The organism is Streptomyces sp. NPDC004658 (assembly GCF_040609555.1).
Classification (GTDB): Bacteria; Actinomycetota; Actinomycetes; order Streptomycetales; family Streptomycetaceae; genus Streptomyces.
In genome coordinates this window covers 1-12,312 of sequence record NZ_JBEXKG010000077.1, presented here as the reverse complement: position 1 = coordinate 12,312, position 12,312 = coordinate 1, and the positions used below count along the sequence as shown (strand labels likewise).

Below are 12,312 nucleotides of genomic sequence, written 5' to 3'. Positions count from 1 at the left end.
CCGTCAGCCGAGGCCGAGGGCGTCCAGGGTCTGTTCGGCCATGCGCCGCTCACCGAGGGCGTTCGGGTGGACCGGGACGACGTTCTGCCCGAACAGCAGCGGCTCGATCCACCGGGTGCCGGCGGCCTGGCAGGCGTCGTGCCCGGCGGAGGCCTCGGAGAAGTCCACGTAGGTGGCCCCCGTCTCCTCGGCGGCCCGCCGGACCACGGCGTTGAGGTGCGCCTGGAGGGCGTGCAGGTAGGGCACGTCACCGGTGGCGACGGGCAGTCTGAGGAAGCAGGACGGGTCGGCGGTGGCGGGCGTGATCCACGGGTAGCCGAGTACCGCCACCCGGGCCTGGGGAGCCTTGGCGCGGACGCTGCGCAGGGCGGACTTCAGCGCGGGATAGGTGCGGGCGTCGATCTCGTCGTCGAAGGAGGTGCCGTACCGGTCCTTGCAGGGACTGCCCTTGCCGCCGCTGAGGATCCCGGCGGTGCCGCAGGCGGTGATGGCGTTGATGAAGGTGCCGTTGTCGTTGCCGCCGAGGGTGAGGGTGACCAGGTCGGTGCCGGCGGTCACCGCGTCGGCCTGGGGGGCGACACCCGGGTACTGGGCCTCGGTGACGTCCTTGGTCTGGGCGGCGCCGCAGGTCACGTCCGTCAGCCGGGCCGAGGTCCGGGCGGCGAGGACGTGGGGGTAGTTGGCCGTGGAGCGCAGGCAGAGCGGGCTGGTGAGGTCGGCGGGGAGGACACCGGAGCCGGCGCTGTAACTGTCCCCGAGGGCGGCGTAGTTCAGGGGGGTGGTGGCCTGGGCGGGGGTCGTGCCGAGGCCGAGGACCAGTGCGCCGACGGCCGCGGAGGCGGCGGTGAGGACTCGGCGCAGGGCGGGTACGGGCATGCGGTGCTCTCCCCTCTCGGGACAGGACACAGGGCAGACGGGCATGGCGGTGCCATGGGCGTGGTGGGGCGAGGGAACAGGGCGGCTCGATCGAGCGAAGGGCGTGCGGGACGACGCGAAGGGCCGCGGAGCGCGGGACGACGCGACGGGGGCGACCGCGAGACGCCGGCCGTGGGGTTACGGTGCGGTTACCACAGGGTGCTACCGCTAGGTAATGTGAGGCCGCCGCATCGCCGAGTCAACACGGCCGACAGAACTTCTTGAAAGTCGGAGCGGACTGATAGAGCGGGCGATTCGGGGGCACTCGAAGAGCAGGAGCCCCGTCATCGGCTGGAGGCACGTCATGATCGCCCTCGGCATCATCCTGCTCATCATCGGCTTCATCACCGGCATATCGATCCTGTGGACCATCGGCGTCATCCTGCTGGTGGTGGGAGCCATCCTGTGGATCATGGGGTCCATGGGCCACGCGGTCGCCGGCCGCCGTCACTACTGGTGAGCGGCCGCTCCGGACGAGCGGCCACCTGTGATCCCTCCCGGCGGGCGTGCGCGCCCGCCGGGCGGCGTATGCGCGGCCCTCGGCGCGGAGGTGACGATGCCCCGCCCGACCTCACGCTCCGTCAGGACACGGTGAGCTTGCCGCGCGTCGTCCATGTCCGTCGCCGTCTGCCGTCTCACCCTTCCGCCCTCCAAGCGACGCGGGCTTCGTAGCCCGTCGGGCCTGCACAGCCCATGCCGACGTCACCGGCCGAGCAGTTCCTCTTACGCCGGCCGCCCACCGGATAGCCGCATCCCGGTCCGCCGCGCCCGTCCGGTAAGCGCGCCCGTATCCATCTCTGCGGTCAACACCTGCCCCCCAGAACCCCACACAGAGGACGCCCCGCGGTTTCCGGCTTCGGCGGCCGGCGACTGTCCCGGACGCGCCTCGGAACTGTCCGTGATCCGTAACAGGCGGATCCCCGGCTCGGTCCCGGCCGTCCTGCCAAGTGCACCGGGTGCGCAGAGCACGGCACAGGGATCGGCACGGCAGGGGGCGGACGGACATGGCGCGGCATGGGGGACGGGGATGGTACGGCCGGGTGGTCGCGGCGGCGGTCGGGGTGACGGCGGTCGCCGCCGCCACTTCGGTGTGGACGGCGCAGGCCGGCCAGACCGGCGGCGGTCCGGACGCACCACGCGCATCCGCCCGGGCGGCGGCGCCCGAGGCGCAGCACGTGTCCGTCACCATCGCCCACGCCTCCGACCGGGGCGAGCACGCGGTGAACATCACCATCGACGACGGCCCGGACCCCGTCTGGACCCCGCAGGTGCTCCAAGTGCTGCGTGAGAACGGCGTGAAGGCGACGTTCTGCATGGTCGGCACCCAGGCCGAGGCGCACCCGGAGCTGGTGCGGCAGGTGGTGGCCGCCGGGCACCGGCTGTGCGACCACACGGTGTCGCACGACACCACCATGGACACCAAGTCCCAGGCCTACCAGGCGCAGCAGATCGAGGACGCCGAGCGGCAGATCACCAAGGCGTCGGGCGGGGTACGCCCCCTGTACTACCGGGCCCCGGGCGGCGCGTTCACCCCGTACAGCCGGAAGCTGGCGGCCTCGCACGGGATGCGGCCGCTGGGCTGGAACGTCGACTCCAAGGACTTCGAGCGGCCGGGCAGCGACGCGATCATCGCGACCGTCGAGCGGGAGCTGCCCAACGGGCCCACGATCCTCTTCCACGACGCGGGCGGCGACCGCTCCCAGACGGTGGCGGCGCTGCGCACCCTGCTGCCCTGGCTGAGGCAGCAGGGGTACGCCTGCGGCTTCCCGGTGCGCTGACCGCCGGACCGCTCGGCCGTCGTGCCCTTCCTCGCGGGCCCGTTGAATCGACAATCAAGAAACACCACAAAACGCCATGAAAGGGACATGCCTTTCGGCAAACCGGGCAATCGGGTGGGTGTCGAAGCGACTGCACCACCCGTACCACCGGCACGTGGAGAACTTCATGATCATCAAGAAGATGCACGAGATGGGCATCCGCAGCGAGCACGCCTACATGGCCGGCATGGCCTCCATCGGCCTCACGGTGGCCGCCTGGATAGGCTCTCTGAAGATGGAACCCGGCACCGGCCTCGACCGCGCCGACCGCTGGGGCATCTTCGTCGGCGAGTGGGCACCCACCTTCTTCGGCCTGGGTCTCGCCCTCTCCCACTACGAGCAGCAGGACGGCACCCTCACCGCGGCCAACGTGCACGAGCTCCGGGAGCGGCAGAAGGCAAGCTGAACGCGTCGGCGGGAGCGCCGCCACAGCGGGCGGCGCTGCCCGGCGTCCTCGCCCGTCGGCCGGGACCGCCGGCCGACGCGGGGCCACCGGGTCCGGCCGCCGACGTGGGAGGATGGGGAGATGGGCATCCTCCGCAGGAACAACGTGCGGGTCGTCGGGCCACCGTCCGGCCGGACCGTGATCCTCGCCCATGGCTTCGGCTGCGACCAGAACCTGTGGCGCCTCGTCGTACCCGCCCTGGCGCAGCACTTCCGGGTCGTGCTGTTCGACTACGTCGGCTCCGGCCGCTCGGACCTCGGCGCCTGGCGGGAGGAGCGCTACGCGACCCTGGACGGCTACGCCCGGGACGCGGTGGACGTGTGCGAGGAGCTGGACCTGCGGGACGCCGTGTTCGTGGGCCACTCGGTCAGCGCCATGGTCGGCGTCCTGGCCGCCGCGGCGATACCGGACCGCATCGGCTCCCTGGTCATGGTGTGCCCGTCACCGTCGTACATCGACGAGGACGACTACCGGGGCGGCTTCAGCGCGGCGGACATCCACGAGCTGCTGGACTCGCTGGAGGCCAATTACCTCGGATGGTCCGCGACCATGGCCCCGGTCATCATGGGCAACCCCGACCGGCCGGAACTGGGCGAGGAGCTGGCCAACAGCTTCTGCGCGACCGACCCGGACATGGCGCGCGTCTTCGCACGCACCACGTTCCTCTCCGACACCCGTCAGGACCTGAAGACAGTGGCCGTCCCCACCCTGGTCATCGAATGCGAACAGGACGTCATCGCGCCCCGGGAGGTCGGGGCGTACGTCCACGCCGCCATCCCCGGCAGCCGGCTGGTCACCCTGGCCGCCACCGGTCACTGCCCACAGCTGAGCGCGCCGGAGGCCACCACGCGGGCGATCACCACGTTCCTGGAAGACCTGGCCTGATGTCCGGCTCCGGCCCAGCCCCCCGCCCGCCCGGGGAGGCGTGGCCGCACCTCGGCAGGGATGTCGCCGCCCTGCTGGAGGACAGCACGGAGGAGCTGTACGAGTCCGCGCCCTGCGGTTACCTGTCCACGCTGATGGACGGCACCATCGTCAAGGTCAACAAGACGCTGCTGGGCTGGCTCGGCCTCTCCCGGGAGGAGGTCGTGTACCGCAGGCACTTCGCCGACCTGCTGACCGTGGGCGGCAAGCTGTACCACGAGACCCACTACGCACCGCTGTTGCGCATGCAGGGCCGTGCGGGCGGCATAGCGCTGGACATGAAGGCCGCGGACGGGTCCCGGCTCCCGGTGCTGATCACGTCGACCGTGAAGCGCGGCGCCGACGACCGTCCGCTGTTGATCCGCACGACCGTCTTCGACGCCACCGACCGGCGTGCCTACGAGACCGAGCTGCTGCGCGCCCGCCGCGCGGCCGAGGAGGCCCGCCGCCAGGCGGAGGCCGACCGTGAACAGCTGCGCGAGGCCCTGGCCGTCCTCCAGCAGAGCCTGCTCCCGGCCGGTCTGCCGGAGGTGCCCGGTGTGGAAACCGCCGCCTACTACCACACGGCCTCCCCGATGCGGCTCGGCGGTGACTTCTACGACCTCCTCCCCCTAGGCGAGGACCGCTTCGCGTTCTTCCTCGGGGACGTCTGCGGAAAGGGCCCGAAGGCCGCGGCGGCGACCTCCCTCGTCCGCTACACCCTGCGCACCGCTGCCCTGCACGGACGCGATCCCGAGGCCGTCCTGTCCACCCTCAACTCGGCCCTGCTCGAACGCTACGCCGGCGGGGAACCGCGTTACTGCACCGCCGTGTTCGGCGTCCTGGAATCCGCAGGCCGGAGTGTCCGCGTCCTGCTGGCCTCCGGCGGTCACCCGCCCGCGCTGCTCCTGCGGGCGGACGGCCGGGCCGAGTACCTGCCGACCCCTGGCGGACTGCTGATCGGGGCCTTCCCCGAAGCGTCCTTCTCGACGGTGCGCACCGCTCTCCACCCCGGTGACACGCTGCTGCTGTACACCGACGGCCTCACCGAGGCGCGCGCGGGAGAGAAGAGCGACCTGTACGGCTACGACGCGCTGCACTCGTTCGCCACCGAGCTCGCGCCCGCGGACCCGCGCACCGTGATCGATGCCCTCGTCCGCCTGCTCGTCAGCTTCGGCGACGGACTCGACGACGACACGGCCCTCCTCGCCCTGGGGCGCCCAGGCCGCCCCGGCACCGCCCGGTCCGGGAGCACGGCCGGGTGAACGGGTACGCGGCCTCCGGCGGGGCCGAGCCCGCGGACGCGCTCAGGGTGGCGCCGACGCCGCGGACCGCGGTGGCGTGGCTGCCGCCGCCGGAGCTCTGGCCGGCGATCCAGGAGATCCGCCAGGAACACGATCCGCAGGTACGACGGTGGCCGCCGCACGTGAACCTGCTGTTCGGCTTCGTACCGGAGGAGGAGTTCGAGCGGGCGGTACCGCTGCTCTCCGCCGGGGCGGCACGGAGCACGGCGTTCACGGCGCGCCTGGCCGGAGTGCGCTCCTTCCGCCACCGGCACTACGCCACGGTGTGGCTCGACCCGGCCGCGGCCGGCCCCGCGCCGTGGGCCCGTCTGCACCGGGAGCTGAGGCTGCGGTTCCCGCTCTGCCGGGGACGCGGGGAGCGTTTCACCCCGCACCTGTCCCTCGGCCGCACCCAGGACCCGGGCCGCCTGGCCGCCGAGTGCGCCGCGCGGCTCGGCACGCTGTCGGCGGTGGTCGGGGAGGTCGTCCTGCTCTCCCGGCGCGACGACGGGCCCATGCGCCCGCGAGCCGTGATCACCCTGGGCACGGGCGGCGTGCACCGGACGCGGGAGTACTGAGGTGCCCTCCCGGCGTGCCGGGCCCGCATCCTCCCTCGCAGCCGCCCCGGCCGTGGCGGGCGGCACCGGGAAAACCGCTGGCCCGGCCCTGCGGCTCGATGCTGGGATGGGGCGATGCGAGTGGATGACGCGACGGTGGTGGACCGGGGGCGCTACCCGGACGCGGTGACGCCGTGGGAGCGGGAGTCCTGGCGTGCCACGGCGCTGGACTGGGTGGCCGGCCATCTCACCGCGCACGGCCTGCGCGGTGAGGGCGCCCTGGAGGTACGGCTGCGTCCGTGGTCCGTGCTGATCCGGGTACCGGTCGGCGGGCGGGGGCACGCCGGGACGCCGGCGGGTGCCACGAGGGAGCCGTCGGCCCTCCCGGGACAGCGGGCGACCGTCGACGGGCAGGCCGCGGTCTGGTTCAAGGCCAATCCGCCGGCCAGCGCCTTCGAGGGGCCGCTGGCCGCCGCGCTGGCCCGCTGGGTGCCGGACCATGTGCTGCGCCCGCTGGCCGTCGACGCCGAGCGCGGCTGGGCGCTGCTCCCCGACGGCGGTGATCTGTTCCGGACCGTGCTCGACCGGGAGCCGGTCGGACCGGGGGGCTGGGAAGCCCTGCTGCGCCAGTACGCGCGCATGCAGTACGACCTGGTCCCGTACGCGTCCGAGATCGAGCGGCTCGGTGTCCCCGCCGCCCGCACCCTCGCCCTGCCCGAGGTGTTCGACGAGCTGCTGGCCGGGAACCCCGTGCTGGCCCCGGACGAGCGCGCCCGGCTGGAGCGCCTGCGGCCCCGGGTCGCGGACTGGTGTGCCGAACTCGCCTCGGCCGGCATCGCGGACACGCTCGACCACGCGGACCTGCACGACGGCCAGCTGTTCCGTCCGGCACCGGGCCGGTTCACCTTCTTCGACTGGGGAGACGCCGCCGTCTCCCACCCGTTCTGCAGCCTGCGGGTCCCCGTCGAGCGGGCCTGCGACCGCTACGGGCCGCAGGTGCTGCCCCGGCTGCTCGACGCCTATCTGGAGCCGTGGACGGGCGGGGGGCGCACGGCGGCCGGGCTGCGGCGCGCGGCCGAACTCGCCTGGCGGCTGAGCGCCCTGGGCCGGGCCGCCTCCTGGGGCCGGATGTTCCCGGACGCCTCCGGCGGCACCGAGCCGGGGGCCGCGGAGAGCGCAGCGTGGCTGCTGGAGCTCCTGGTCGAGCCGCCGTTCCGGGCCGGCTGACCGCTCCCCGCGGCGGCGCGCCGGTCAGGGCAGCGGGGTACCGCCGGTCGCGTTGAGGATCTCGGCGGTGATGAAGCTCGCCTGGGGCGAGGCGAGGTACACGTAGGCGGGGGCCAGCTCGGCGGGCTGGGCCGGACGGCCGAGCGGGCTCTGCTTGCCGAACTCCGCCGTGTCGGGCATCGTCGACGGGATCAGCGGGGTCCACACGGGCCCCGGGGCGACGGCGTTGACCCGGATGCCGCGTTCGGCGACCATCTGGGCCAGCCCCTGGGTGAAGGTGACGATCGCGCCCTTGGTCATCGCGTAGTCCAGCAGGTGCGGACTGGGTTTGTACGCCTGCACCGACGTGGAGTTGATGACGCAGCCCCCCGCCGGGATGTGCGGCAGGGCGAACTTGGTCAGCCAGAACATCCCGTACAGGTTCGTCCGCATCACGCGGTCGAACTGCTCGGTGCTGATCGCCTCGATGCCGTCGGGCTGGGACATCTGGTAGGCGGCGTTGTTGACGAGGACGTCGATGTGGCCGAACTCGGCGACGGCCCGGTCGATCAGCGACCGGCAGTTGTCCTCGTCGCGGATGTCGCAGGACACGGCGACCGCCTTGCGTCCGGCGTCCTCCACCAGCCGGGACGTCTCGCGGGCGTCCTCCTCCTCGTCGGCGAGGTACGTGAAGAGCACGTCGGCGCCCTCGCGGGCGAAGGCGATCGCCACCGCCCGGCCGATGCCGGAGTCCCCTCCCGTGATCACGGTCTTGCGGCCGTCGAGGCGGCCGGAGCCGCGGTAGGACTCCTCGCCGTGGTCGGGCGGCGGGTCCATCGGGCCGGTCCAGCCCGGGTGCGGCTGGTCCTGGGAGGGGAAGTCGGGGCGGGCGTGCTGTGTGACCGGGTTCGGACGGTCACCCTGCTGGTCCGTCACAGTGGCCTCCTGCGTCTCGGGGGGACGGGACAGGCGTCCGGGTTCCCCCGTCGCGACGGGCGAAAAGCGGCCGGCGCAGGTCAGGCCGTGGACGAGTGCGGGCCGCCGGCCCGCATCCGGTCCCTGCGGGCGAGGTTGTAGATCCGCAGGAGGTGCTTCGCCACGGCACAGGGCGCGGCGTCGGCGTGGCACTGGCGGCAGGTCCGCATGTGCTGTTCGTAGGTGAAGCGCGCGTCGTCCAACGCGTCGTTGACAGAAGACATGGACTTCTCCGGGCAGGGCGCGCCGCGGGGACGGCGCCGAGTTGACTGACTGGTACACCCGGAACCAGGTGATCATGTTACTGCCGGTACTGGGAAACCCGTACGGCGGTTTTCCCGCCGCGCTTGTCCGGGTGATCCGGTGCGCACCGCCGGCGACCCAGGGAGCGCCCCGACGGGGCGCGGGGAACTGCGCGAGCAACCACGACGCACCGGCACCCGGGACGTCACCGCACCCGCGCCCGGAACGTCACCGCCCCGCCCCCGCGCGGAGCGCCCGCGCATGGTTCAGGAACGCCGTCAGGCCCACCTCGAAGGCCCGGTCGGCGCGGCCGTCGCCGACCGCCGCGAGCGCTTCCGCGAGGCGGGGCGTCGGCACGCGGTCCGTCAGCTCCCACATCGTCTCCGGGGCGGCGAGGTCGAGGGCCGAGCCCAGCACCAGGTTCTCCAGGGCGATGACCAGCGGCATGATCTCGGACCGGTCGAAGCCGGCGTCGAGCAGCACGCCGACCGCGCGCTCGTACTGCTCCAGGACCCGGGGCGCGCGGACGGGGGAGGTCATGAGCAGCGGGATCACCCGGGGGTGGGCGGCGAACGCGGCCCGGTAGGAGCGGGCCCAGGCCTCGACGGCCGCGTCCCAGGGGGTCAGCTCCAGCGTGGCCGGGTCGATCGCGGCGCAGACGCGTTCGCGCAGCAGTTCCACGATGCCGTCCCGGCCGTCCACGTGGTGGTACACCGACCCGGTCTGCGTGCCGAGCCGGCGGGCGATCCCCGGGACGCTGAAGTCACCGGTCTCGTCGATCAGCTGGAGCGCCGTGGTGGTGATGCGCTCGCGGTCGAGGAGCGGTGTGCGCGGCCGTCCCATGGTCAGCGGTCCCCCTGAAGTCGTGTCGAGGTCTTCCCGGATGCCCAACGGCAGGTTACATTGCCGAAACCGAAAGCCTTTAGGTTTACGGCTCCGGACGCCCGCCATCCCACAGGGCTCCCGCTCCGGGCGCCCGCCACCCTCGCGCGCCCCGGAACACACCGGCCCGGACGGCCCACCCGGCCCCCGCCCGCGAACCCGGCTGCCCCACCACCGGGATCCCCTCCCCTCCGCCGCCAGAAGGGCTCCCCCGCATGTCCGCGACCACCACCGAACTCCCCGAGGAGGACGCGCCGTCCGGCGCGCCCGGCCTCCGGTCCGGCTCCCTCGGCACCGCCGACATCGCCTTCTTCGTCGTCTCCGCCGCCGCGCCCCTGACCGTCATGGCCGGGGTGGCCCCGCTCGCCATCCTGACGGGCGGCATCGGCGCGCCCGTCGGCTATCTCCTGGCCGGGCTGACCCTCGCCGTCTTCGCCGTCGGCTTCACCACCATGAGCCGCCATGTCACCAGCGGCGGCGCCTTCTACGCCTACATCACCCGCGGCCTCGGCCGCCCGGTCGGCATCGGCGCCGCCCTGCTGGCCCTGATCGGCTACAACGGCATGGAGATCGGCGTCTACGGCCTCCTCGCCACCACCACCCGCGACACCCTGCACTCCCTGTTCGGCTCCGACGTGCCCTGGTTGCCGGTGTCGCTGGCCGGTCTGCTGCTGATCGGCTACGGCGGTTTCCGTTCCATCGACTTCGGCGCCAAGGTGCTCGGCGTCCTGCTCGTCGCCGAGACCGGCATACTCGTCCTGCTCGCCGGCGGGGTCCTGCTGAAGGGCGGCGCCCACGGGCTGTCCCTCGCCTCGCTGGCCCCGGCGCACGTGTTCGTGCCCGGTACGGCCGCCGTCCTGGCCTTCGCCTTCGCGGCGTTCACCGGCTTCGAGTCGACCGTCATCTACCGCCGCGAGGCCCGCGACCCCGAGCGTACGATCCCGCGCGCCACGTACGCGGCCGTCGGATTCCTGGGCCTGTTCTACGCGTTCGTCGTCTGGATCGCGGTCCAGGCGTTCGGCGACGAGCAGGTCGTACGGGCGGCGGGCAAGGACCCGGCCGGGCTGTTCTTCACCGCCATCACCACCTATGTGGGCGGCTGGGCGGCCGATCTGATGCACGTCTTCATCGTCACCAGCGTCATCGCGTCCCTGCTCGCCTTCCACAACGCGATCAACCGCTACGCGCTGGCGCTGGCCGAGGAGGGGGTGCTGCCCCGCCGGCTCGGCCGTGTCCACCCCCGCCACCGCTCCCCGTACGTCGCCGGCATCGCCCAGACCGCCCTCGGCGCGCTGGTCGTCCTCGTGTTCTGGGCCGCCGGCGCCGACCCGTACCAACAGCTGCTGTTGTGGGTGAACACCCCGGGAATGATCGGGCTGCTGCTGCTCCAGCTGCTCGCCGCGATCGCCGTGCCCTGCTGGTTCCGGCGGGTCCGCCACACGGAGGGCGCCGTGCGCACGATGGTGGCGCCGGTCCTCGCCGCCGTGCTGCTGGCGACCGCGATCGCGCTGGTGGTGAGCCACATCGACCTGTTCACCGCCGCGACCCCGGCCGTGAACGTACTGCTCGTGGCCGTGGCGCCCGCCGTCTTCGCCCTGGGGCTGCCGCTGGCGTGGTGGCTGCGCCGCAGCCGCCCGGACGTCTACGCCGCGTTCGGCACAGAGACCACCAAGTAGCCTCGTTCGCATAGGAGTTCATGGCATGCCCGCTGCCGATCTGATCCTCACGGGTGCCCGGGTCCGCACCCTCGACCCGGCCCGCCCCACCGCCACGGCCGTCGCCCTGCGCGACGGAGTGATCACCGCGGTGGGGACGGCGGACGACGTACGGGACTGGCGCGGACCCGGCACCCAAGTCGCCGATCTGCACGGCGCGCACCTCGTGCCGGGCCTCGTCGACGCCCACAGCCACCCGGTGTGGGGGCTCGACATGGCGACCGGCACGGACCTGTCGGGGGTGACGGACCTGGCCGGACTGCGCGCGGCCCTCGCCGGGGCCGAGCGGGTGGACGGCTGGGTGGTGGGCTACGGCCTGGACCACAACGCGTTCGAGGGCCGCCCGGTCCACCACGAGCTGGTGGCGGACGTCCTGGCGGACACCCCGGCCTTCCTGCGCCTGTACGACGGCCACTCGGCCCTCGCCAACGGCGCGGCGCTGGCCGCCGCCGGGGTGACCGGGCCGCGCGTCTTCGACCAGCGCGCGCAGGTGGTGTGCGACGCGTCCGGCCGGCCCACCGGGCACCTGGTGGAGCACGCGGCGATGGACCTGGTGGCGGCCGTCGCCCCCCGGCCGTCGTACACCGAACGGCGCGCGCGGTTGCTGGAGTTGCTGTCCGCGATGGCCGCGACCGGGCTGACCGGCGCGCACGTGATGGACGGTGGCGACCTGGAGCTGGTGGCGGCGGTGGCGCGGGAGACGGTGCTGCCGGTGCGGCTGCGGTTCGCGCCCTGGTGCATGCCGGGCGCGGACGCCGACGCCCTGCGGGAGCTGATCGAGGCGCAGGGCCGGGGCGGCCGGCACTGGGTGGTCGGCGGGGTGAAGTTCTTCATGGACGGCACCGTGGAGGGCGGCACCGCCTGGCTGGAGCACCCCGACTGCCACGGTCAGGGCACCGACGCGTTCTGGCCGGATCCGCACGCGTACGCCGAGGCGGTGCGCACCCTGCACACGGCCGGTGTCCGCACGGCCACGCACGCCATCGGGGACGCCGCCGTCCGGCACGTCCTGGACACCGTGGCCTCGCTCGGGCCGAGCGGGCACGGCGCGCACCGGATCGAGCACATCGAGACGGCACCCGACGAACTCCTGCCGGGGTTCGCCGAGTTGGGGATCGCCGCGTCCCTGCAACCGCCGCACACCGGGTACACCCGGGACGACGGCACCGACGAGTGGTCGCGCCGGCTGGGCGGTGACCGGGCCGCACGGGCCTGGCGGCTGCGGGACCTGCGGGAGGCCGGGGCCACGGTCGCCCTCGGCTCGGACTGGCCCATCGCGCACTACGACGTGCGGGCCGTTCTGGCGACCGCCCGCCGGCCCAAGGGCGCGGCCGCGCACCGCCCGGGCCTCACGGCGGCGCAGGCGCTGGA

Annotated in this window: 13 protein-coding genes; 9 read left to right on the top strand and 4 right to left on the bottom strand. The window is 73.5% G+C overall.

Annotation, left to right across the window (positions count from 1 at the left end):
- Positions 1–3 precede the first annotated feature (3 nt).
- On the bottom strand, positions 4–876 hold the full coding sequence (locus ABZV94_RS24325) for an SGNH/GDSL hydrolase family protein (RefSeq protein WP_356343576.1): 873 nt from the start codon (positions 874–876) through the stop codon (positions 4–6).
- Between the two features lie 343 nt (positions 877–1,219).
- Between ABZV94_RS24325 and ABZV94_RS24320 the strand changes: the two genes are divergently transcribed.
- The 7 genes from ABZV94_RS24320 to ABZV94_RS24290 all read left to right on the top strand — a co-directional run bounded on the left by ABZV94_RS24320 (position 1,220) and on the right by ABZV94_RS24290 (position 7,147).
- The gene (locus ABZV94_RS24320; RefSeq protein ID WP_014676832.1) at positions 1,220–1,375 is read left to right on the top strand and encodes a DUF6131 family protein; all 156 of its coding nucleotides are present in this window, start codon (positions 1,220–1,222) and stop codon (positions 1,373–1,375) included.
- Between the two features lie 544 nt (positions 1,376–1,919).
- Positions 1,920–2,693, top strand: a complete 774-nt coding sequence (locus tag ABZV94_RS24315; RefSeq protein ID WP_356343573.1) for a polysaccharide deacetylase family protein — start codon at positions 1,920–1,922, stop codon at positions 2,691–2,693.
- A gap of 166 nt (positions 2,694–2,859) precedes the next feature.
- Complete coding sequence (locus ABZV94_RS24310; protein ID WP_356343625.1) at positions 2,860–3,138, top strand: hypothetical protein; 279 nt, start codon at positions 2,860–2,862, stop codon at positions 3,136–3,138.
- A 120-nt stretch (positions 3,139–3,258) separates the two neighbouring features.
- Positions 3,259–4,062 carry an alpha/beta hydrolase gene (locus tag ABZV94_RS24305; RefSeq protein ID WP_356343571.1) on the top strand — a complete coding sequence of 268 codons (804 nt, stop codon included), beginning with the start codon at positions 3,259–3,261 and terminating at the stop codon, positions 4,060–4,062.
- Entirely contained in the window at positions 4,059–5,345 is a 1,287-nt protein-coding gene (locus tag ABZV94_RS24300; RefSeq protein WP_356343623.1) for a SpoIIE family protein phosphatase, read from the top strand. The genes ABZV94_RS24305 and ABZV94_RS24300 overlap by 4 nt, the downstream gene beginning before the upstream one ends.
- Complete coding sequence (locus ABZV94_RS24295; RefSeq protein WP_356343569.1) at positions 5,342–5,941, top strand: 2'-5' RNA ligase family protein; 600 nt, start codon at positions 5,342–5,344, stop codon at positions 5,939–5,941. Before ABZV94_RS24300 ends, ABZV94_RS24295 begins: the two co-directional genes overlap by 4 nt.
- 114 nt (positions 5,942–6,055) lie before the next feature.
- Complete coding sequence (locus ABZV94_RS24290; RefSeq protein WP_356343567.1) at positions 6,056–7,147, top strand: phosphotransferase; 1,092 nt, start codon at positions 6,056–6,058, stop codon at positions 7,145–7,147.
- Positions 7,148–7,171: 24 nt separating this feature from the next.
- Here ABZV94_RS24290 and ABZV94_RS24285 read toward each other — a convergent pair whose 3' ends face one another.
- The 3 genes from ABZV94_RS24285 to ABZV94_RS24275 all read right to left on the bottom strand — a co-directional run bounded on the left by ABZV94_RS24285 (position 7,172) and on the right by ABZV94_RS24275 (position 9,187).
- The gene (locus tag ABZV94_RS24285) at positions 7,172–8,062 is read right to left on the bottom strand and encodes an SDR family oxidoreductase (protein WP_356343565.1); all 891 of its coding nucleotides are present in this window, start codon (positions 8,060–8,062) and stop codon (positions 7,172–7,174) included.
- Positions 8,063–8,142: 80 nt separating this feature from the next.
- On the bottom strand, positions 8,143–8,325 hold the full coding sequence (locus ABZV94_RS24280; protein WP_356343562.1) for a hypothetical protein: 183 nt from the start codon (positions 8,323–8,325) through the stop codon (positions 8,143–8,145).
- A gap of 247 nt (positions 8,326–8,572) precedes the next feature.
- Positions 8,573–9,187 carry a TetR/AcrR family transcriptional regulator C-terminal domain-containing protein gene (locus tag ABZV94_RS24275; protein ID WP_356343560.1) on the bottom strand — a complete coding sequence of 205 codons (615 nt, stop codon included), beginning with the start codon at positions 9,185–9,187 and terminating at the stop codon, positions 8,573–8,575.
- Positions 9,188–9,441: 254 nt separating this feature from the next.
- Here ABZV94_RS24275 and ABZV94_RS24270 point away from each other — a divergent pair, with 254 nt between their 5' ends.
- Positions 9,442–10,902: an APC family permease gene (locus ABZV94_RS24270; RefSeq protein WP_356343558.1), complete on the top strand. Its 1,461-nt coding sequence runs from the start codon at positions 9,442–9,444 to the stop codon at positions 10,900–10,902.
- Positions 10,903–10,927: 25 nt separating this feature from the next.
- Positions 10,928–12,312 (top strand): amidohydrolase family protein (locus tag ABZV94_RS24265; protein WP_356343556.1); only part of this gene is annotated, 1,385 nt, incomplete at its 3' end.